Origin of the sequence: Micromonospora sp. B006, assembly GCF_003408515.1 — a bacterium.
Taxonomy (GTDB): Bacteria; Actinomycetota; Actinomycetes; order Mycobacteriales; family Micromonosporaceae; genus Micromonospora; species Micromonospora echinospora_A.
In genome coordinates this window covers 6,800,278-6,821,586 of the sequence record NZ_CP030865.1, presented here as the reverse complement: position 1 = coordinate 6,821,586, position 21,309 = coordinate 6,800,278, and the positions used below count along the sequence as shown (strand labels likewise).

The following is a 21,309-nucleotide window of genomic DNA, read 5'->3' as shown; positions in this document are numbered from 1 at the left end:
TGCAGTAGCGCTACTCTGTGCCGTCATGAATGATGGTAGCGCTATCGATCGTGTCGTCCGGCATCTGGGTGCGCTGGCCTCGGATGCCGTCCCCGGCACGCGGCTGCCGTCGGTACGGGAGCTGACCGCACACCATCACGTCTCCCCCGTCACCGTCGCCGAGGCGACCCGGCGGCTCGTCGCCGACGGCCTGGTCGAGACGCGGCCGGGCCGTGGCGCGTACGTGGCGAACCGCCGCGCCGACCCGCCACGGGCGGACCTGTCGTGGCAGACCGTCGCGCTGGGCTCGCGGCGGGGCGGCGAGGACGAGATGCAGGCGCTGCTCGCGTTACCACCGTCGGGTGCCATCCCGCTGACCGGCGGCTACCTCGACCCGGATCTCCAGCCGGCTGCCGCGCTCGGCGCGGCGCTCGCCCGCGCGGCCCGGCAGCCGGCCGCGTGGCAGCGCGGCCCGGTCGAGGGACGCGCCGACCTGCGCGCCTGGTTCGCCCGCGAGGCGGGCGGCGGCCTGCGCGCCGAGGACATGGTGATCTGCCCGGGCGGGCAGGCCGCGCTCTCCTCGACGCTGCGGGCGCTCACCACTCCCGGCGACACGGTGCTGGTCGAGTCCCCCACCTACCTGGGCGCGCTCGCCGCCGCGCGCGCCGCCGGGCTGCGGGTGGTGCCCGTGCCCGCCGACGCCGACGGGGTACGCCCCGACCAGCTCGCCGCCGCGTTCGCCCGCACCGGCGCGCGCCTCTTCTACTGCCAGCCCTTGCACGCCAACCCGCACGGCGCGACGCTCTCCCCCGCCCGGCGCACCCAGGTCGCCGAGGCGGTACGCGCCGCCGGAGCGTTCCTGGTGGAGGACGACTACGCACGTGACCTGACCATCGACGGGGAGGCCCCGCCACCGCTGGCCGCCGACGACCCGGACGGGCACGTCGTCCACCTGCGTTCGCTGACCAAGTCCACAGCGCCCGGCCTGCGCATCGCCGCGATCGGCGCGCGCGGGCCAGCAGGGGCGCGGCTGCGCGCCGCCCGCCTGCTCGACGACCTCTTCGTCGCCGGACCGCTGCAACAGGCCACAGTCGAGTTCCTCACCGCGCCGGCCTGGGACCGGCACCGCCGCAGCCTGCGCGTACAGCTGCGGGCCCGCCGGGAGGCGCTGCTCGCCGCGCTGGACCGACATCTGCCGTCGCTGGCCCCACGCGCCGTCCCGCGCGGTGGGCTGCACCTCTGGGTACGGCTGCCCGACGGCGCCGACGACGTGGCGGTGACAACGGCGGCCGCCGCGGCGGGCGTCACCGTCTTCCCCGGCCGCCCCTGGTACGCGGCAGAACCCCCCGCCCCGCACCTGCGCCTGACGTACGCCGCTGCCCCACCCGAGCAGATGGACGAGGCGATCCGCCGCCTGTCCACCGCCCTCCCCCACTGACCGCGCGGCCCTACGCCCTCCGTCGATCTTGGACTTGTGGTGCCACGTCTTGTCGGCTTCGCCCCGCTATCAGAGGCGCCACAACTCCAAGATCGCCGTTCGGCCCGGGCCCTCACGCCCACCCCGCCCCATCCCCACGATCTTGCAGTTTGGTGCCCCTCATACCGGGAGTAATCCGGCATCGGAGGGACCGGAAGTGCAAGATCGCGGGGGCGGAGGGGGCGGGGGCGGGGGTTAGTTGCGGGTGATGGTGAAGGTTGTGGTGGTGTTCTTGATGTCCTGGGCGTTGTCGGTCAGGCGGAGGTTAGTGAACGTCGCCGCGCCGACTGCGGGGCCCTGGCCCGCCTCGGGCATCTCGTTTGCCCAGATGCCGAAGCCGGACTTCGCGTCGAACGCGTCGCCGCTGCGCCGCGCCCCGGAGATCGACACGTTCGTCAGCACCGTGTCGGTGATCGGGTTCTCCGGCTGGCTGCCGTTGTAGTTGGTCTGGAACATGATCCCCGAGTACGTCGGATCGACGATGTCCACATCGCTCACCCGGATGCCGCGGAACTCCTTCGACGCGGAGAACAACCACATCGCCGGGAACGTCTGCGCGCCCCAGAAGTGCCCGCCGGAGCGGATCAGCGAGATGTTCTCGAACCGGGTCGGCGGGCTGGCGCCGAACCCGACGAACGGGTAGCCGAAGTCCAGCGAGCTGATCGTGATGCCCGAGTACGTGAGCTGGTCGGCGATGTACAGGTTGCGGAACACGTTGTCGTACCCGCCGTACACCGCCAGCCCGGCCGCCCGCCAGGTCAGCGTGGCGGTCAGGTTCTCGAACACGTTGCCGTGGTTGCCGCCGGAGCCACCCTGGTCGGTCGCGGAGAACAACGCGAACGCGTCGTCGCCGTTGGAGCGGCCCTCCGAGTTGGTAACCAGGTTGTTCGTGCTGCCGTTCGTCATGTTCACCGCGTCGGCGAAGGTGTTGCGGAACCGGCTGTCCCGGATGGTCAGCCCGTCCACGCTCACCCCCCAGTACGCGCAGACGGTGTGCTCCACCCAGACGCTGTCCAGCGTCAGGTCGTCCACGTCCTTCAGCTCTCCCCACACCTTGCCGGGGCCGTCGATCCGGTTGGTGTAGTTGCCGAAGAACGCCAGGTGGGCGAAGGTCGACCCGCTTGCCGAGGACTCGACCCGGAAACCGGCGTCGGTGTTCTGCTGGTTGCGTGGCGTCTGGAACCGGGTGAACCACATGCCGGCGCCGACGACCTGCACCGCCTTGCCGTACACCTGGAGCTTTTGCGCCGTCTCGTACGTGCCGGCGGGCAGGTAGACGCCGATCAGCGTGCCGGTGGTGTCCATCCGTACCGCGTCGAGCGCGTTCTGCACGTCGGCGTGGCTGAACCCGGTGGGCACCTTGTAGCGGGCCGGGTCGGGGTTGGCGCGCGGCGACGCCAGTTCGGTGTTGACGAAGTCGATCGCGTACGTGGTGCTGTTCGCCGGGTCCTTCTGGAGCCGGATCCGGCTGCCCGCCGGGACCGTGGCGTCGAGCAGCACGTTCGCCTCGTCGTACAGGTGCCGGGGCGCGCCCGCGCTCGGCGAGTCGCTGGGGCCGGCCTCGGCGCCGTACAGCCAGGTGTGCTTCGAGGTGAGGCTCATCGGCTTGTGCAGCACGCCGTTGACGTAGACGTTGATTGTCGAGTCGATCCCGCCGCCGCCCGGCGCGTCCGGGATGGAGAAACGGGCGACCAGCGCGTTCGCCGCCGAGCGGGTGGTCCACTCGACGTACGCGCCGGTGGTGTTGAGCGTGACCGCGCGGCGGCCGGACGCCTCCCCGGCGAGGTCGCCGATGGTGCGGTTCGGGCCGATCACCTGCGCGCCGCCGCCGGTCGTGCCGTCCTCGGCCTCGTACGCGTCGTACGGCAGGTTCGCCCCGCGACCGACGAACAGCGCCCGGTCGCTGGTGTTGTTCTGCCGCTTCACCGGCAGTTCGTTGCCGTCGTCGGCGAGCACCACCCGCACGGTGTACCGGCCGTTGGCGGCGGTCCAGGTACCGAGCGACACCGGGCCGGCGGTGGCCCCGGCGGCGATGGTGCCGCTGTACGAGCCGGTGAACGTGCGGACCACCGCGCCGGACTGGTCGCGCACCGTCAGCGTGATGCCGTGCGCGCCGCTCGCCGACGCGATGGTGCCCTGGTTGCGCAGCGTCACCGCGAAGGAAACGGTGGCGCCGGCGCTCGGCGTGCCGGGTGACCAGGTGACGGCGGAGGCGACCAGGTCGGAGCTGGCGACCGGGCTGACGGTAAGCGAGGTCGGGCTGGTGTAGGAGTTGTTCGCCTCGTTCTGCTCGATCACCGCGTTCGACTCGTCGACAGTGGCGGTGACCTGGTAGCTGCCGGCGTCGCGTACGCCGATGCTCGCCGAGACGGTGCTCGACGCGCCCGCGGCGAGCGCGCCGACGGCGGCGGTGCCGACCTTCGTCGTACCCAGGTAGAGGTTGACAGTGGTGGCGGCGGAGGCCGCGGTGCCGGCGTTGCGCACTGTGGCGGACAGCGTGATCGTGTCCGTCTCCACCGGCGCGGACGGCGACGCGGTGACGGCCGTGACGGTGAGGTCCGGGTTCGGCGCCGGAACGCCGATGACCTGGAGTTCGGCGACCTGGCCGTTGGAGGAGCCGGAGTTCGCGGTGAACTGGAGCCGGACATCGGCGGCGGTCGCGGAGACCGGGACGGTCACCGTGTTGGCGCTGTTCGGGTTGAAGGAGTACGTCGCGGAGCCGACCAGGCTGGTGAACCCGGACGCGGACTGCTCACGGCCGAGCACCTGGAACGTCTGCGTGCGCGCGCCCCACGCCGGGTCCGGGTTCAGCTTCACCACGACGGCGCTGATGCTCGCGTTGGCGCCGAGCGCGACGGTCAACGTGCTCGGATACGCGCCGGGCGCGCCCTCCCAGTACGTGGTGACGTCGTTGTCGACGGCGTTGGCGGCGGCGAACACGTGCACCGTCGACGACGCGGTGGCGGGCTTGCCGACCGCCAGGTTGGTGCCGCCGGACGTGCTGCCGGTACGGGTCACCGTGTTGCTGTTCGCGGACACGTTCCCGGCCGCGTCGCGGGCCCGCACGTGGTACGAGACGGTGGCGCTGTCCGGCTGGCTGTCGGTGTACGTCAGCGTGGACCCGCTCACCGTGGTGCGCAGCGTCCCGTTGGCGTACACCTCGTAGCCGGTGACGCCGACGTTGTCGCTCGACGCGGTCCAGGTCAGCCGGATCTGCCCGCTCGCCGGCTGGGTGAAGGCCAGGTTGCCGGGCGCGGTCGGGGCGACGGTGTCACCGGTGTTGCCGGTACGGGTCACCGTGTTGCTGTTCGCCGACACGTTCCCGGCCGCGTCCCGCGCCCGCACGTAGTAGGCGACGGTGGTCCCGGCCGGCTGGGTGTCGGTGTACGTCAGCGTGGAGCCGCCGACAGTGGTGCGCAGCACGCCGTTGGCGTACACGTCGTAGCCGGTGACGCCCACGTTGTCGGTGGACGCGGCCCAGGACAGCCGCACCTGGTCGGTGGCGGGCTCGGTGAACGCGAGACTGCCGGGCGCGCTCGGCGCCTGGGTGTCGCCGGTGACCGGGCCGTAGACCTCCAGCTCGGCGAGCTGCCCGGCGGGCCAGGCGCTGTTCGCGGTGAACAGCAGCCGCACGTACCGAGTCGAGGCGGTGGGCACGGTGACGGTCACGGTGTTGCCGCCGCCCGGGTCGAACGCGTACGCGGCGGAGCCGACGAGCGTGCCGAAGGTGGAGCCGTTCGTGCTGCCCTGCACGGTGATCGTCTGGGTGCGCGCGCCCCAGCCGGACGGCAGCCGCAGCACCAGCCGGTTGACGCTGGTGGCGGCGCCCAGGTCGGCCTGGATCCACTGCGGGAACGCGTTGTTCGGGCTCTCCCAGTAGGTGGCCGCGTTGCCGTCGTTGGCGTTGCCCGCGCCGTACACGTCGGCGTGGCCGCTCTCGGTCATGGTCCGGCCGAGAGCCAGGTTGGTCGAGGAGGTGGCCGCGCCGTACACCTCCAGGTCGGCGAGCTGCGCGGCGGCCCAGCCGGTGTTCGCGGTGATCACCACCCGCAGGTAGCGGGCGTTCGTGGCGGTGAAGCCGAGCGTCACGGTGTTGGCGGCGGCCGGGCTGAACGTGCGGGCGGCGGACGCGACGACGGTGGTGAAGCCGCTGCCGTCGGCGCTGGCCTGCACGGACAGCGTCTGGTTGCGGGCCTCCCAGGCGGCCGGGAGTTTGAGCACGACCTGGTCGACGGCGCGGCTGGTGCCGAGGTCGACCTGCGCCCACTGGGGCAGCGCGCCGCTGCTCTCCCAGTAGCTGCCCTGGTTGCCGTCGGTCAGGTTGGCCGCGATGTAGGGGCCGTTGACGCTGCTGGCGGTGGCGGTGCGCCCGGCGGCGAGGTTCGGGCCGCCGGCCGCGAGGGCCGGTGGGGCCGGCGCAGCGGTGACGACCAGGCCGACCGCGGCGAGCACCGCGACGATTCCGGTACGGAGTCTGGACATGGTGGACGGACACCTTCTTCCCGGGGGAGGTGGAGAGGCGTTCGGGGTGGGGGTGCGGTGGCGCGGCGGGGACCGGCGGTGGTCCCCGCCGCGCCGGGTCAGGAGGCGTACACCTCGAACTCGGACAGCTGGCCGGCCGGCCAGCCGGTGTTGCCGGTGACTGTCAGCCGCACGAAGCGGCGGTCACCGGCGGGCAGCGCGATCGACACGCTGTTGCCGCCCGCCGGGTCGAACGTGTAGCCCGCCGCCGCCTTGAGCGTCGAGAACGACGAGCCGTCGGTGGAGCCGAGCACCGACACGGTCTGGGTACGGGTCTGCCAGGCCGCCGACGGGGGCAGCTTCAGCACCACCCGGGCCACCGGCCGGGCGCTGCCCAGGTCGACCGTCACCGACTGGGGGAAGGCGTTGTTGGCGCTCTCCCAGTAGGTGTTGGCGTTGCCGTCGACGGTGTTGGCGGCGCCGTACACGTCGGCGTGGCTGGTCTCCGCGACGGGCCGGCCCGCCGCCAGGTTCCCGCTCGGCGGCGCGGTGGTGGGCGGCGGAGTCGTGGTGGGCGGCGGTGTGGTGCCGCCGCCGTACACCTCCAGCTCGCTGAGCTGGCCCGCCGGCCAGCCGGTGTTGCCGGTGACGGTGACCCGGACGAACCGCCGGTCGCCGGACGGCAGCGCGACCGACACGCTGTTGCCGGCCGCCGGGTCGAAGACGCGCCCCGCCGACGCGGCCAGCGTGGTGTACGAGGAGCCGTCGGTGGAGCCGAGCACGGACAGCGTCTGGGTACGCCGTTCCCAGCCCGGCGGGAGCTTGAGCACCACCCGGTCGACGGTGCGGGACGCGCCGAGGTCGACGGTGAGCGACTGCGGGAACGCGTTGTTGACGCTCTCCCAGTAGCTGGCGGCGTTGCCGTCGACGGCGTTGCCGGCGGCGTACGTCTGGGTGGTGCTGGTGGCCGTCGCCGGGCGGCCCAGGGCCAGGTTCCCGCCGGCCGGCGGTGGCGTGGTCGGCGGGGCGGTGGTCGGCGGGGCCGTCGTCGGCGCTGCCGTGGTCGGCGCCGGGCTGGTCGGCGGCGGGCTGGACGGGCCGTTGCCCCACTGCGGCTGCGGCCACGGCCCGCAGTACGGGGTGGACGTGTACCAGCCGGAGTTGCCGGTGCCCTGGGTGATCTGGAAGCCGCTGCCGACGCAGTTGTGGATCGGGTTGGACTGCGCGATGCCGGTGGCCCGCACGTTCGTGAACCGGACCTGGCTGGGCGCCTGCACCTGGAGCGCGTACGTGCCCGCGCCGTCGATACGCACGTTGTCGAACGAGATGCCGCTGGTCTGCCCCTCGATCCAGTGCAGCGCCGCGTACGAGCTGTCCAGGATGTCGGTGTCGGTGACGGCGATCGTGGCGCCCTGGATCGGCTCGTTGAGCGCGGAGAACCAGATCGCGCCCACGCCGAACTGCCAGTTGTAGTCGGAGTTGCCGTTGCGGATCAGCGTGTTGCGGGCCACCGTGATCGTGCCGGCCACGGCCGTCGGCCCGGTGACGCCCGGGTAGCGGTTCGCCACGTGGATGCCGCCGCCGTTGGTGACCGAGTCGGCGGTGACGTTGTCGGCGATGGTGATGTCCCGCCCGCCGTACGTGACCAGGTGGTTGGCCAGGATCGTGACGCCGATCGTGTTGCGGGTGAAGGAGTTGCCGACGTTCGGCACGCTCTGCGCCCACATGGCCAGCGCGTCGTCACCGGTGTTGCGGACGAACGTGTTCGTCACAGTCGAGTTGGTGACGCCCCAGTGGAAGTTCACCCCGTCGGCGGTCTGGTCGAGGATGCGGCTGTTGCGGATGGTGAAGTTGTCCATCGGGCCGTCCATCCAGGCGCCGACCTTGGTGTGCTGCAACCACAGGTTGTCCACCACCGAGTTCGTCATCGCGCCGCCGATGGCGTTGACCTGGTCCTCGTCCACCCGTTCCCGGATGTCGCCGATGATGGCGAAGTCCCGCAGCGTGACGTTGCGGCTGGGTCCACCGGCCTCGTGCGACCGGATCTCGCCGGAGTAGCCGCCGCCCGGCACGTACTTGCCGTAGATGCCGGCGGCACGTTTGCGGTCGGTGGGGTGCCGGCCGCCGAGCACCGAGTACCACGGGCCCGCGCCGCGCAGCGTCACGCCGTCGACCACCACGTGGTCCCAGAGCGTGAACGTGCCGGCCGGGATCCACACCGCCCGGCCCTGCGCCTTGCCGGCGTCCACGGCGGCCTGGAACTTCGCCGTCGAGTCGGTGGCGCCGGTCGGGTCGGCGCCGAAGTCGGTCACCACGTCCAGCACGCCGGACGGCTTGGTGATCTGCGCCCCGACCAGCTCGAAGTCGGCCAGGTCGATGGTGAACGTGGGCGACTGGGCGGTCGAGGAGACCTGGAGGCGGATCTTCGTACCGGCCGGGTACGTGGTGCCGAACATGGTCCGGGTCTCGTCGTAGAAGTGGTGCGGGTTGGTGTCGCCCGGGTTGTTGTTGAACGGGTAGCCGCCGTAGTACCAGCCGTACCGGGAGGTGACCGGCACCGCCTTGACCAGCGTGCCGTTGGCGCGCAGGTCGATGGTGGCGTCCCGGCCGGTGCCGGCGGCGTTGTCCGGCAGGCTGTACCGGAACGTGACAGCGTTCGCCGGGGCGCTGAGCGTGAACTCGACGTACTCGCCGACGGCGTCGAGGGTGACCGCCTCGCGGCCGGACGCCTCGGACGGCAGCGTGCCGTAGCGCCGGTCGGGGCCGATCTTCGTGCCGGTGTGGGCGGCCTGCTCGGCCTCCTGCTCCCGGAACGGCACGGTGGCACCGCGGCCGGCGATGTCGAACGGGGACAGTCCGGCGGCGGACGCCGGGGTGGCGGTCGTGGTCAGCGCCACGACGACGAGTGTCGAGGCGGCGAGCGCGGCGGCGGCCAGGGCGGCCACGCCTGTGGTGCGGTGGCGGTGCGCGGTGCGGTGCTCGGCCATGCGGGGTGTGCTCCCTTTCGTCGGTGGCCAGATCCCCCGTGCGGCGTTGCCTCTCCTTCCTCCTCCCCAGGTGTGCGGCGCGGCGGCCGGGACGGGCCGCCGGGTGTCGTTGCGGCGCCGGCGGCGGGACGGGGCCGCCGGCGCCGCCGTCAGGCCGATCGGGTACGCAGCCAGACCGCGGTGTCCGGTGGCAGCCGGTCGTCGTCGAGTGGCCCGCTGGCCAGCAGCAGCTCGTCGTGCGCGGGCAGCGGCACCGCCGCCCCGCCGAGGTTGACCAGGCAGGTGAAGCCGGGCTCGCGGGCGAACGCGAGCACGCCGTCCGGTGCGGGCAGCCAGGTCAGCGTGCCGTCGCCGAGCGCGGGTTCGGCGCGGCGCAGCGCCAGCGCGGCCCGGTACAGCTCCAGCATCGAGTGCGGGTCGCCGGTCTGGGCGCGGACCGTGCGGTCCTTCCAGTCGGCCGGCTGCGGCAGCCACGGCGCGGCGGACGCGCCGTCGGGGCTGAACCCGAACGGCGGGGTGTCGCCCTGCCAGGGCAGCGGCACCCGGCAGCCGTCGCGGCCCGGGTCGACCCGTCCGGACCGCTCCCACATCGGGTCCTGCCGCAGCTCGTACGGGATGTCCTCGACCTCCCAGAGGCCCAGCTCCTCACCCTGGTAGACGTAGGCGGCGCCGGGCAGCGCGAGGGACAGCAGCGCGGCGGCGCGGGCCCGGCGGGTGCCCAGCTCCAGGTCGGTGGGGATGCCCTCGCGCTTGGCGGCGAAGCTGAACCGGGTGTCGGCGCGGCCGTACCGGGTCACGTGCCGGGTGACGTCGTGGTTGGACAGCACCCAGGTGGCCGGGGCGCCGACCGGGGCGTGCGCGCCGAGCGTGCCGTCGATGCTGTCCCGCAGCGCCGTGGCGTCCCAGGCGCAGCCGAGGAAGTCGAAGTTGAACGCGGTGTGCAGCTCGTCCGGGCGCAGGTAGTTCGCGAACCGCTGCCGGTCGGGCAGCCACACCTCGCCGACCAGCGCCCGCCCGCCCGGGTAGGAGTCGGCGATGCGCCGCCAGGCGCGGTACACGTCGTGCACGCCGTCCTGGTCGCGGAACGGGTGTGGCCGGTCCGGGTGGACCTCCGGCAGCGCGCCGTCCTTGACCAGCAGCCCGGCCGAGTCGATACGGATGCCGTCCACACCCCTGTCGAACCAGAACCGCAGGATGTCCTCGAACTCGGCGCGGACCCGGGGGTGGTCCCAGTTGAAGTCGGGTTGCTGCGGGGCGAACAGGTGCAGGTACCAGTCGCCGGGCGTGCCGTCCGGGTCGGTGGTGCGGGTCCAGGTCGGTCCGCCGAACTCGCCGGTCCAGTCGGTGGGCGGCAGGTCACCGCCCGGTCCCCGGCCGGGGCGGAACCAGAACAGGTCCCGCTCGGGCGCGCCCGGCCCGCCGGCCAGTGCGGCCCGGAACCACTGGTGCGCGTCGGAGCAGTGGTTGGGCACCACGTCGACGATGCTGCGGACGCCGAGCGCGTGCGCCTCGGCGATCAGCGCCTCCACCTCGGCGAGCGTGCCGAAGACCGGGTCGATGTCGCGGTAGTCGGACACGTCGTAGCCGGCGTCGGCCATCGGCGACGGGTACCAGGGGCTGAACCAGATGGCGTCGACGCCGAGCGCGGCGAGGTGGTCCAGGCGGGACCGGATGCCGGCGACGTCGCCGATCCCGTCGCCGTTGCCGTCGGCGAAACTGCGCGGATAGACCTGGTAGATCACCGCGGAGCGCCACCACGGGCTGTTGTCGGCCATGGACACGGGCACCTGCTTTCTGCGGGGTCGGTACGGGGGCGGCGGGCATGCGGCGGGCTTGCGGCGGCGCCCGGTCAGCCCTTGAGGCCGCCGGTGGTCAGGCCGGACATGATGTTGCGCTGGAAGATCAGGAACAGCACGACTGTGGGAATCGCGGCGATCACCGACGCGGCGATGACCACGTTCATCGGGGTGCCGCCGGCGAAGGCGTAGATGCCGACGCTGACGGTCCGCGTCTCCGGCGACGGCATGACCAGCTTCGGCCAGAGGAAGTCCTTCCAGACCGCCGTCACCGCGAAGATCGCCACCACGCCGAGGATCGGGCGGGACATCGGCAGGACGATGGACCAGAGCGTGCGCAGCGGGGTGGCGCCGTCCATCACGGCGGCGGCCATCAGGTCCTCCGGGATCGAGTCGAAGAACCGTTTCAGCAGGAAGATGTTGAACGCGTTCGCCACCAGCGGCAGCCAGATCGCGAACGGCGAGTCGAGCAGGTTGACGTGCACGATCGGCAGGTCGATCACCGTGACGTACTGCGGGACGATGAGCACCATGGCCGGGATCATCAGCGTCGCCAGCATCATGCCGAGGATCAGCTTGCCCAGCACCGGACGCAGCTTCGACAGCGCGTACGCCGCGGCGGTGTCGAACACGAGCTGGAACAGCACCGCGCCGGTGGCGTAGTAGAACGTGTTGAACAGCAGCTTCGCCAGGTCCAGGTTGGTCCAGGCGTCCACGTAGTTGCCCGGCTGCGGGTCGCGCGGGAACAACGTCGGCGGGGTCTGGGCGATCTCCTGGCCGGACTTCAGCGCGCCGGTGACCATCCAGTACAGCGGGCCGAGGAAGACCAGCGTGAACCCGGCCACGACCACGGAGAGCACGGCCCAGTAGAGGACGCGACCGCGACCACGGCGTAGCTGGGCGTGGGAGACGAGGGTACGGGTGGTGCTGTCGGCGGCCATGTCCTAGTCCTGTCTCGCGGTCAGTCGCAGGTAGACGGCGGAGAACCCGGCCAGCACCACCAGCATGATCACGCCGAGCGCGGCGGCGCCGTTGAGGTCGTTCTGGAAGAACCCGTGCTGATAGATCAGGTACGCCACGGAGGTCGCCGAGTCCTGCGTGCCGGCGCCGTTGGCGAGGATCAGCGGCTCGATGAACAACTGCATGGTCGCGACGATCTGGAGCATCGCCAGCAGCGCCAGGATCAGCCGGGTCTGCGGGATCGTCACGTGCAGGATGCGCCGCCACACCCCGGCTCCGTCGATCTCGGCGGCCTCGTACAGCTCGCCGGGGATGTTCTGCAACGCCGCCAGGTAGATCAGCACAGCGCCGCCCATGTTCATCCAGCTCGACGCGATCACCATGGCCGGCATGGTCATCGTGGGCGACTGCATCCACTCCGACGTGGGCAGTCCCAGCGCGGTGAGGACCGCGTTGAACAGCCCCGCCTCGCTCGGGTCGTACGCGTAGAACTTGAACAGGAACAGCGCGGACGCCGGCGGCAGCATCACCGGCAGGTAGACCAGCACCCGCAGGTAGCCCTTGGCGTGGCGCAGCTCGTTGAGCAGGATCGCCACGAGGAACGGCACGGCGTAGCCGAGCACCAGCGCCAGGCCGGTGAAGACGAACGTGTTCTTCCAGGCGGTCCAGAAGCTCGGATCGGCGATGATCCGGCTGTAGTTGTCCCAGCCGACCCAGGTGGTCTCGCCGCGCCGGGTGCGCTGGAAGCTCATCACGACGCCGCGGACCATCGGGTACCAGGAGAAGACGGCGAAGCAGGCGACAGCGCCGATGAGGAACGTGTGCCCGGTGAGGTTGTCCCGCACCTTGCGGCCGAGGCCGGCGCGGCGTCCGGCGGTACGCGACGGCCGCGGCGCGACCGGGCCGGTACGGCGGGTGGCGCCGGGGGCGGTGGTGAGCGCCAAGGCGACTCCTGCGGTGCTCGGGGAGGTGGGGCCGGTGCGCCGGCCCCACCTCCGGTCGGGTCAGCTGCCGGCGGCCAGCAGCTGGTTGACCTTGTCCTCGGCGGTCTTGAGCAACGCGTCGATGTTCGCGTTCGGGTTGGTCAGCACCCCGGACATCGCCGCGTCGAGCACCGCGTAGATGGCCTGCGCGTTACGCGGCTCACCCTTGATCGGCACCGGGTTGGCTTCGAAGACCGCGAAGTTCGTGGTGTCCACGTTGGCGTTGGCCTTGCGCAGCTCCAGTTCCTGCTTCTGCGCGTCGCTGCCGTTCGTGAACAGCAGCGGCTGGGGCAGGCCGACCGGGTAGTTCTGCGGCTTGGCACGCACGTAGTCGAACTGGCCCTTGCCCGGGGTGAGCTTCTGGTAGGCGAGCCACTTCAGGCCGGCCTTGACCTGCTCCGGGCTCAGGCCCTTCTTGAAGAAGTAGCCCTCGCCGCCGCCGAGGGTGGCCTTGGCCTGCCCGTCCTGGCCGGGCAGCGGGCCCATCGCCCAGTCCTGGTACTTGCCCTGGAACTGGCTGACGATCGCCTGGGTCGCGTCCGGCGCGCCGATGAACATGCCGACCTTGCCGGCGCCGGCGTTGGTGAGCAGGTCACCCCACTGGAGCAGCTGCCGGGCGCCCATGCTGTTGTCGCCGTACCGCATGTCCTTGAGGTTCTGCAGGACCTGCTTGCCCATCGCGTTGTTGAAGTCGGCCTTCTTGCCGTCGGCGCTGAGCACCTGGCCACCCTGCGAGTAGAGCAGCGAGGTGAAGTGCCAGCCGCCGGTGTTGCCCGCGCTGTACTCGGAGTACCCGGCGATGCCGTCGCCGAGCGCGGCGATCTTCTTGGCCGCGGCCCGCACCTCCGGCCACGTCTTCGGCGGGTTGTCGACGTCGAGCCCGGCCCGCTGGAACAGCGCCTTGTTGTAGATCAGGCCCATCGAGTAGTTCTTCACCGGTACGGCGTACAGCTTGCCGCCGTCAGTGAAGACCTCCTTGAGCGCCGGGTCGACGCTGTCCCAGGTGGGGATGGTGTCCTTGGTGGTGTACTGGCCGATGTCCATCGCCTGGCCGGAGTCCAGCACCTGCTGCAGGTCGGTCATGTAGCCGTAGAACACGTCGGTGACGGTGCCGCCGGCGAGGCGGGCGGTGAAGTCCGGCGGGTTGTTGCACTGCTCGCCGACGCTGACGCTCTTGACGACGATGTCCGGGTTCTGCCGCTGGAACTCGGCGACGTCGTCGTTCCAGTTCTTCAGCAGCTCCTTCTGCGCGCCGACCGGCTGGCAGTCGACGGTGATGGTGACCTTGCCGCCGGCGTCGCTGCTGTCGTCGCTCTTGGTGGAGCACGCCGCAAGGCTGAGCCCGAGGCCGGTCGCGAGCGCGAGCGCCGCGACCTTCCGATACTGCGGTACGGACATCTGTCCATCCCTTCGGGAACGGGTGTATCCATGGCCTTCACTGATGTGCGGTGACCGCGCGGCTGCCTCTGGTGGTGGAACGGCAGCCGGCACGCGCCCTGCCTCCGGAAACCGCGCCCCGGGTCAGGTGTGAGTGGAGTCACTGTAGCGACGCGAACCGGAGCCAGCAAGATGCGGACGATCGAATGCAAGAACTGAACTTGCCGACGGAAGTCGGGAGGCTGCCGGCTGCCGCCGTGGGAGCGCGGCCATCCGGCCCCCTGGACGCGGAACCACCCTGACCAGACGCGGTCGCCGCCAGCAGATCGTCGATCTTGGAGTTGTGGCACCTCAGATACCGGGATTAGGGCCGCATTCCGGGCGCCACAACTCCAAGATCGACGGATGCGGCGCCGGGGCGGCAGTGTCGGGCACCGCCCGACGGGGCTTAGCCGGCCGAGGTGGGTGAGTGAGTAGGCCCGGGGTCAGCGGCGGGGGGCGGGGGCGGTGGAGCCGCGTACCACCAGCTCGGGCTCGAACAGCAGCTCGTCGTGCAGCACCCCGGCGCCCTCGATCTGGGTCACCAGCAGGTCCACAGCGGCCTGCCCCATGGTCTCGATCGGCTGCCGCACAGTGGTCAGCGGCGGGTCGGTGCAGGTCATGAACGCCGAGTCGTCGAAGCCGACCACCGAGACGTCGGCCGGCACCGCGCAGCCCAGGCGCCGGGCGGCCCGGATGGTGCCCAGCGCGAGCACGTCGCTGGCGCAGACGATGCCGGTCACGCCGCGCTCGATCAGCTTCGTGGCGGCGACCCGCGCCCCCTCCATCGAGAAGCTCGACCGCTCCACGAGGGAGCGGTCGTCTCCCCAGCCGGCGGCCCGGACCATCGCGTCGAGCTTGCGGCGCGAGGGCACGTGGTCGGCCGGGCCGAGCACCAGGCCGATCCGGTCGTGGCCGAGCGAGCGCAGGTGCCCGTACGCCTGCTCGACGGCGACCGCGTCGTCGGTGGACACGCGCGGGAAGCCCAGCTCCTCGACGCCGGCGTTGACCAGCACCACCGGCAGGCCCCGGTCGGTGAGGCGCCGGTAGTGCTCGTGCGAGGCGTCGGCGAGCGCGTACGAGCCGCCGGCGAAGATGACGCCGCTGACCTGGTGGTCGAGCAGCATCTCCACGTACCCGGACTCGGGCACGCCGCCGATGGTGCGGGCGCACAGCGCCGGGGTGAAGCCGCGCTGGGCGAGGGATCCGGTGACCACCTCGGCCAGCGCCGGGAAGATCGGGTTCTGCAACTCCGGAAGCACCAGGCCGACCAGGCGGGCGCGTTCGCCGCGCAGCTTGCTCGGGCGTTCGTAGCCGAGCACGTCGAGGGCGGTCAGCACGGCGGTCCGGGTCGCCTCGGACACGCCGCCGCGGCCGTTCAGTACGCGGCTCACGGTGGCCTCGCTGACACCCGCCTTGCGGGCGACCTCGGTCAGGCGCTTCGTCACGGCGGCAATCGTACGTCGGATTCTTGCAAGAAATGAACAACCGAATGGGTCACTTCTTGCCGCCGAGGGCGCCAACCTGTCCGAAGGATGCGAGCAGATTGATGCTTGAAAGGGAACAGAAGGCCGGAATAACATGAGGACCCTTGTCGATGGCCTGCGCCGCCGAGGCCACCCGTCCCCCGAGAAAGTGGGTGCTCCGATGTCGCGGAGCGTGCCGAGGATCCTCGCGGCGGCGCTGGTCACCGCCGCCCTGCTCGTCCCGCCCGGCGCCGCCGCGGCGGGCCCGCCGCGCGGACCGGCCCCGGTGGTGACGCGCGCCGGGCTCGATCCCGCGCTCGTGGCCGGTCGCGGCGCCACAGTGGACTACGTCGAGCAGGAGGCCGAGCACGGCCGGACCACCGGCGTCGTGATCGGGCCGGACCGGTCGGCGTACACACTCGCAGGTGAGGCGTCCGGCCGCCGGGCCGTGCGCCTGCTGCCCGGCCAGTACGTCGAACTCACGCTCCCCCGGCCGACGAACGCGCTCACCGTGCGGTACAGCATCCCGGACGCGCCGGGCGGCGGCGGCATCACCGCGCCGCTGCGGATCACCGTCGGGCGCGCGCCCGCCCGCACCATGACGCTGACCTCGCAGTACGCCTGGCTCTACAACCAGTACCCGTTCACCAACGACCCCGGCGCCGACCTGCTGCACCCGGACTGGTGGATCACCGAGTGCTCCTGCGTCCCGGCGGCCACCACGCCCGCGCCGGTGATCACCAAGCCGTTCCGGCCGCACCACTTCTACGACGAGCAGCGGCTGCTGCTCGGCCGTACCCACCGGGCCGGTGAGGTGGTGCGGTTGACCGCGCCGCGCGGCACGGCCGCCGCCTGGACGGTGATCGACCTGGTGGACGCGCATCTGGTCGCGCCGCCCCGGGTGGTCCCCCGCGCGGTGAACGCGCTGTCGTTCGGCGCCGACCCGACCGGCCGGCGGGAGTCCGCCGACGCGTTCGACCGGGCGATCGCCTACGCCCGGCGGGTGGACCGCCCGCTCTACCTGCCGCCGGGTACCTACCAGGTCAACCGGCACCTCGTCGTCGACGACGTGACGATCGCCGGGGCGGGCAGCTGGTACACGATCGTGCGGGGGCGTGAGGTCGCGCTGGACACGCCCGCGCCCGACGGCTCCCGGCACACGGGCGTCGGCTTCTACGGCCGCGACGCCGCCGACGGCGGCAGCCGCGACGTGCACCTGTCCGGTTTCGCGATCGAGGGCGACGTCCGCGAGCGGATCGACACCGACCAGGTCAACGCCGTCGGCGGGGCGCTCAGCCACAGCACGATCGACGGCCTCTACCTGCACCACACGAAGGTCGGCATGTGGTTCGACGGGCCGATGACCGGGCTGCGGGTCACGAACACCGTGATCGCGGACCAGATCGCGGACGGGTTGAACTTCCACACCGGCGTCACCCACTCCTCGGTGACGAACTCGGTGGTCCGCAACAGCGGCGACGACGCGCTGGCGATGTGGTCGGAGGGGACGGCGAACGCGTCGAACACGTTCGCGTACAACACCGTGCAGTCACCGGTGCTCGCCAACGGCATCGCGCTGTACGGCGGCACGGACCTGACGGTCGCGCACAACCTGATCGCCGACCCGGTCCGCGAGGGCAGCGCGATCCAGGTGGGTGCCCGGTTCGGCGCGGAGCCGTTCACCGGCCGGCTGCGGATCACCGGCAACACCACGGTCCGGGCCGGCACGTACGACCTGAACTGGAACATCGGTCTCGGCGCGATCTGGTTCTACGCGCTGGACCGCAGCATCGACGCGGACATCCTGGTCAGCGGCGACGCGTACCTGGACAGCACGTACAACGCAATCATGCTGGTCAGCGACTGGCCGGTGAAGGACCGCGTCCGTATCGACAACGTCCGCTTCCGCGGCGTCCGGGTCGACGGCGCCGGGACGTCGGTGGTCAGCGCGCGCACGGCCGGCGGGGCGAGCTTCGCCGACGTCGACGCCCGCAACGTGGGCGCGGTCGGCGTGAACAACTGCGGGTCGTTCCACTTCACCCCGGCCGGGTCGGAGTTCACTCTGACCGACCTCGGCGGCAACGACGGCGGCTGGCTGGCCCCGTGGGTGCTGCCGAACACCATCACGTGCGACGACCGCCCGCCGGTGGTGCCGCCACCACCGCCTTCGCCCTGGTGACGGACGACGCGACCCCCGCCGGCACGGGCCGGCGGGGGTCGCGGTGCGTGTGGCTCAGGCCTCGGTGAGCTGGCCGCGCAGCTTGGTCAGGGCGCGGGCGAGCAGCCGGGACACGTGCATCTGGGAGACACCGACCCGGGCGGCGATCTCGCTCTGGGTCAGGTTGCCGTAGAAGCGCAGCGTGAGGATCTTCTGCTCGCGCTCGTCGAGCGTGGCCAGCGCCGGGCCCAGGGAGGCGCGCAGGTCGGCCAGCTCGTACTCGTTGTCCTCGGTGCCGAGCGTGTCGCCCAGCTCGGTGGCGCTGTCGCCGTCGCCGATCGGGGTGGACAGCGAGACCGCGTTGTACGCGCGGGCGCCCTCCAGGCCCTCCAGCACCTCTTCCTCGGTGACGTCGAGGTGGGCGGCGATGTCGGCGACGGTCGGGGCCCGGTTGAGCGTCTGGGTCAGCGTGCTGTTCGCCTCGGAGATGCGCAGCCGCAGCTCCTGGAGGCGGCGCGGAACCCGGATGTTCCAGGTGCGGTCGCGGAAGTGCCGCTTGATCTCACCGAGGATGGTCGGGATGGCGAACCCGGCGAAGTCGACGCCGCGCGAGGCGTCGAACCGGTCCACCGCCTTGATCAGGCCCAGCGCCGCGGTCTGCGCCAGGTCACCGGCCGGCTCGCCGCGCCCGCTGTAGCGGGCGGCCAGGTGGTTCGCCAGCGGCAGCCACGCCTCGATGACCTGGTTGCGCAGGGCGGCCCGCTGCGGGTGGTCGGCGGGCAGCGCGGCGAGCGCCGCGATCAGCTCGCTGGCACGGGACTCCTCACCGGTCTGCGGCGCGCGCTGCACCTCGGTCGCGGTCGATGCCATGGTCATCGTGGTCATGCTGCCCTTCCTGTCCTCGGAGAACGGGTGGCCTCCCACACCGGTCGTGCCAGCCACACTAGACCAAAGGCCATGGCCAAATCAACCGAACGGACGATGGAGATTTTGTCTCATACCCGGACATTGAGGCGAGCAACGGCGATCAGCGTGGCATCAACGGCCGATAGTCGGCAGCGGTGAGCGGCAACACCGAGAGGCTTCCGTCCGCGCGCGGCACCTCGAGCGGCTGCCCGCCCCGGCGGAACGCGACGCTGTACACGTCCGGCCGCTGCGTGAGGCTGCACACGATCTGCCCGAAGGCCAGCACCTCGTCGTTGCGGCCGGTCTCCTCCCCGGCCTGGCGCACGTCGACTGTCGCCACGGTGCCGGCCAGTGTGGCCCCGGCCACCGCCACCGTGCCCGGCAGCGCCGTGGACAACCCCTGACGGCGCTCCCCGGGGCCGGGCCCGGCCAGCAGGTGCTGCAGGTGCGTGTCCACCCCGGGCAGCCCGTCCACCCGGCGGTTCGCCACGACCAGCCCGTCGTCGCGGACGAAGCAGAACGGCTCGTCCACCCGCCCGTCCCCGTCGGCGGTCGAGGACACCGCCGGCGTCGGGAAGGCCCCGGGCGGCGTCTGCACGAGCCGGGGCTCGTCGTCCACCGGCACCCCGCAGCCGGCGAGCAGCGCCACGGCGAGCAGGCCGGGCAGGAGCCGCCGCCGGCTCACCGGAGCGCTCCGGGCAACTCGACCCGGAAGCGGGCGCCGGGCCGGCGGTCCAGCACCCGCGCCGACCCGCCGTGCGCGTCGGCGTGCTGCGCCACCAGGGCGAGGCCGAGACCGGTGCCGTCGGTGCCGGCCCGGTCGTGCGCGGCCCGGCCCCGCACGAACCGGTCGAAGATGATCTCCCGGTCGCCCGGCGGCACTCCGGGTCCGTCGTCGTCGACCTCCAGCACGCCCACGCCGTCGCGCCCGCCCAGGCGTACGGCGACCGGACCGCCGCCGTAGCGCTCGGCGTTCTCCACCAGGTTCAACAGCGTCTGCGCGAACCGGCGCCGGTCGATCCACCACTCGTGCGGGACGCCGTCGGCCACCTGCACCAGGCTCTCCGGCAGCGACCGCTCCCGGCAGGTGGCCCGGGCCAGCTCGACCACGTCGACGGTCTCGCGGTGGGCGGGCTGCTCGGTGCGGGCCAACTGGATCAGGTCGTCGACCAGCCGCTGGAACCGGGTCACCTCGTCGGCCACCAGGCCGGCGGCGGTCGCGGTGCGCTCGTCCTGGTGCTCGCGGCGGCGGTGCAGCACGCTCGCCGCCGCGGCCAGCGTCTGCAGCGGCGAGCGCAGCTCGTGGCTCACGTCGGCGGCGAAGCGCCGGTCCCGGTCGATGCGGTGCACGAGCTTGTCGACCATCTCGTTGAACGAGCTGGACAGGCGGGTGAGGTCGGGGTCGGTGGTCGGATCGAGCCGGGTGGCGAAGTCCCCGCCCGCGATCCGTTCCGCCGCGTCGGCGACCGCTGTCAGTGGCCGCAGGCTGTGCCGGGTGGCGTACCAGCCGAGCGCCGCGCCGGCCCCGGCGACCATGATCGCCACGGCGATCAGCGCCAGTCCCACCACCTGGAAGGTCTCCTCCACCTCCCGCAGCGAGGTCAGCTCGTAGTAGCCGAGCGCGCCGGGCAGCGGCACGCCGACCAGCAGCGCGGGCTGCCCGTCGAGGCGGATCCGCTGCACCGCGGGCTTGCCGTCGGCGACCATGCGCTGCAACTCCACCGGCACCGAGCTGGCGCCCACGTCGGCGGTGCGGGCGTACCAGCCGTCGGGCAGGTGCAGCAGCGGGCGCCGGGCGCTGCCGGTGTCGAGCGAGCGCAGCACCGCCACCACGTCCGGGGTGCCGGTGTCCAGCCCGGAGCGGACCACCGCCGCGTCGTAGTAGGCGGCCCGGATCGCGGTGCGCTCCCGCTCGTCGAGCAGCGAGCGCCGGGTCAGGTCGTACGAGAAGAGGGCCATCAGCGCCGACAGCAGCAGCGCGCCGACGGCGAACGCCGCGGTGACGCGGGCGCGCAGTCCGGGACGGGTCATCGCTGCAGCTTGTAGCCGAGGCCGCGGAGGGTGACCAGGTGGCGGGGGTTCGCCGGGTCCGACTCGATCTTCTGCCGCAGCCGGCCGACGTGCACGTCGACGAGCCGCTCGTCGCCGGTCTCGTAGCCCCAGACCCGGCTGAGCAGCTGCTGGCGGGACAGCACCCGGCCGGCGTGCTCGGCCAGCTCGCAGAGCAGCCGGAACTCGGTCCGGGTGACCGGCACCGGCCGTCCGGAGCGGCGCACCTCGCCGGCCTCGGCGCTGATCTCCAGATCGCCGAAGAACTGGGCGGGCGCGGGCCCGGACACGGTGCGTACCCGCCGACGCAGCGCCCGCAGCCGGGCGGACAGCTCCTTGATCGCGACCGGCTTGACCACGTAGTCGTCGGCGCCCGCCTCAAGCGCGGCGACGATGTCGTGGGTGTCGTCCCGCGCGCTGATCACCACGACCGGCACGTCGTCGTCGCGGCGCAGTTGACGGATGCAGTCGAACCCGTTCATGCCGGGCAGCATCAGGTCGACGAGCACGTAGTCCGACGGCTTCTCCCGCTGCCGTCGCAGCCCGTCCTCCGCGGTCGGGGCGCCGTACGCCTCGTAGCCCTCCTCCTCCAGGGCGAGCTGCAGCGCGAGCCGGATGCGGTCGTCGTCCTCGATCACCAGTACGGCCGTCATATGGGCATCATGACCGGC

At 72.2% G+C, this 21,309-nt stretch carries 13 protein-coding genes; 2 read left to right on the top strand and 11 right to left on the bottom strand.

Annotated features, from left to right (window positions below; genetic code table 11):
- Positions 1-25: 25 nt before the first annotated feature.
- Complete coding sequence (locus MicB006_RS30605) at positions 26-1,417, top strand: PLP-dependent aminotransferase family protein (protein ID WP_116510774.1); 1,392 nt, start codon at positions 26-28, stop codon at positions 1,415-1,417.
- A 234-nt stretch (positions 1,418-1,651) separates the two neighbouring features.
- On the opposite strand, the gene MicB006_RS30600 is transcribed toward MicB006_RS30605, so the two are convergent.
- From MicB006_RS30600 to MicB006_RS30570, 7 genes are all read right to left on the bottom strand, one after another.
- Positions 1,652-5,938 (bottom strand): discoidin domain-containing protein, encoded by a 4,287-nt coding sequence (locus MicB006_RS30600; RefSeq protein WP_116510772.1) that lies wholly within the window; start codon positions 5,936-5,938, stop codon positions 1,652-1,654.
- A gap of 98 nt (positions 5,939-6,036) precedes the next feature.
- Positions 6,037-8,904 carry a discoidin domain-containing protein gene (locus tag MicB006_RS30595; protein ID WP_116510770.1) on the bottom strand — a complete coding sequence of 956 codons (2,868 nt, stop codon included), beginning with the start codon at positions 8,902-8,904 and terminating at the stop codon, positions 6,037-6,039.
- A gap of 149 nt (positions 8,905-9,053) precedes the next feature.
- Positions 9,054-10,679: a glycoside hydrolase family 13 protein gene (locus MicB006_RS30590; RefSeq protein ID WP_116510768.1), complete on the bottom strand. Its 1,626-nt coding sequence runs from the start codon at positions 10,677-10,679 to the stop codon at positions 9,054-9,056.
- Positions 10,680-10,753: 74 nt separating this feature from the next.
- A complete protein-coding gene (locus tag MicB006_RS30585) occupies positions 10,754-11,641 on the bottom strand; it encodes a carbohydrate ABC transporter permease (protein WP_116510766.1) in 888 nt (295 codons plus the stop codon).
- 3 nt (positions 11,642-11,644) lie between these two features.
- Positions 11,645-12,604: a carbohydrate ABC transporter permease gene (locus MicB006_RS30580; RefSeq protein ID WP_116510764.1), complete on the bottom strand. Its 960-nt coding sequence runs from the start codon at positions 12,602-12,604 to the stop codon at positions 11,645-11,647.
- A 60-nt stretch (positions 12,605-12,664) separates the two neighbouring features.
- Positions 12,665-14,041 carry an ABC transporter substrate-binding protein gene (locus tag MicB006_RS30575; RefSeq protein WP_116510763.1) on the bottom strand — a complete coding sequence of 459 codons (1,377 nt, stop codon included), beginning with the start codon at positions 14,039-14,041 and terminating at the stop codon, positions 12,665-12,667.
- Positions 14,042-14,505: 464 nt separating this feature from the next.
- Positions 14,506-15,507 carry a LacI family DNA-binding transcriptional regulator gene (locus MicB006_RS30570; protein ID WP_073829636.1) on the bottom strand — a complete coding sequence of 334 codons (1,002 nt, stop codon included), beginning with the start codon at positions 15,505-15,507 and terminating at the stop codon, positions 14,506-14,508.
- A gap of 199 nt (positions 15,508-15,706) precedes the next feature.
- On the opposite strand from MicB006_RS30570, the gene MicB006_RS30565 reads away from it, so the two are divergent.
- The gene (locus MicB006_RS30565; RefSeq protein ID WP_116510762.1) at positions 15,707-17,704 is read left to right on the top strand and encodes a glycosyl hydrolase family 28-related protein; all 1,998 of its coding nucleotides are present in this window, start codon (positions 15,707-15,709) and stop codon (positions 17,702-17,704) included.
- Between the two features lie 54 nt (positions 17,705-17,758).
- Here MicB006_RS30565 and MicB006_RS30560 read toward each other — a convergent pair whose 3' ends face one another.
- The 4 genes from MicB006_RS30560 to MicB006_RS30545 form a co-directional block, all read right to left on the bottom strand.
- Positions 17,759-18,568, bottom strand: a complete 810-nt coding sequence (locus MicB006_RS30560) for a SigB/SigF/SigG family RNA polymerase sigma factor (protein WP_091428154.1) — start codon at positions 18,566-18,568, stop codon at positions 17,759-17,761.
- Between the two features lie 142 nt (positions 18,569-18,710).
- Positions 18,711-19,274, bottom strand: coding sequence for a GerMN domain-containing protein (locus MicB006_RS30555; RefSeq protein WP_116510761.1), 564 nt, complete (start codon positions 19,272-19,274; stop codon positions 18,711-18,713).
- The gene (locus tag MicB006_RS30550; protein ID WP_116510759.1) at positions 19,271-20,620 is read right to left on the bottom strand and encodes a HAMP domain-containing sensor histidine kinase; all 1,350 of its coding nucleotides are present in this window, start codon (positions 20,618-20,620) and stop codon (positions 19,271-19,273) included. Before MicB006_RS30550 ends, MicB006_RS30555 begins: the two co-directional genes overlap by 4 nt.
- Positions 20,617-21,291 (bottom strand): response regulator transcription factor, encoded by a 675-nt coding sequence (locus MicB006_RS30545; RefSeq protein WP_030504080.1) that lies wholly within the window; start codon positions 21,289-21,291, stop codon positions 20,617-20,619. The genes MicB006_RS30550 and MicB006_RS30545 overlap by 4 nt, the downstream gene beginning before the upstream one ends.
- Positions 21,292-21,309 lie beyond the last annotated feature (18 nt).

Bases quoted from the DNA above. Each gene is read 5' to 3' on its own strand.
- MicB006_RS30605 (WP_116510774.1), top strand. From the start codon at position 26: ATGAATGATGGTAGCGCTATCGATCGTGTCGTCCGGCATCTGGGTGCG.
- MicB006_RS30595 (WP_116510770.1), bottom strand. From the start codon at position 8,904: ATGGCCGAGCACCGCACCGCGCACCGCCACCGCACCACAGGCGTGGCC.
- MicB006_RS30590 (WP_116510768.1), bottom strand. From the start codon at position 10,679: ATGGCCGACAACAGCCCGTGGTGGCGCTCCGCGGTGATCTACCAGGTC.
- MicB006_RS30550 (WP_116510759.1), bottom strand. From the start codon at position 20,620: ATGACCCGTCCCGGACTGCGCGCCCGCGTCACCGCGGCGTTCGCCGTC.
- MicB006_RS30565 (WP_116510762.1), top strand. From the start codon at position 15,707: ATGTCGCGGAGCGTGCCGAGGATCCTCGCGGCGGCGCTGGTCACCGCC.
- MicB006_RS30575 (WP_116510763.1), bottom strand. From the start codon at position 14,041: ATGTCCGTACCGCAGTATCGGAAGGTCGCGGCGCTCGCGCTCGCGACC.
- MicB006_RS30560 (WP_091428154.1), bottom strand. From the start codon at position 18,568: ATGACCACGATGACCATGGCATCGACCGCGACCGAGGTGCAGCGCGCG.
- MicB006_RS30545 (WP_030504080.1), bottom strand. From the start codon at position 21,291: ATGACGGCCGTACTGGTGATCGAGGACGACGACCGCATCCGGCTCGCG.
- MicB006_RS30585 (WP_116510766.1), bottom strand. From the start codon at position 11,641: ATGGCCGCCGACAGCACCACCCGTACCCTCGTCTCCCACGCCCAGCTA.
- MicB006_RS30600 (WP_116510772.1), bottom strand. From the start codon at position 5,938: ATGTCCAGACTCCGTACCGGAATCGTCGCGGTGCTCGCCGCGGTCGGC.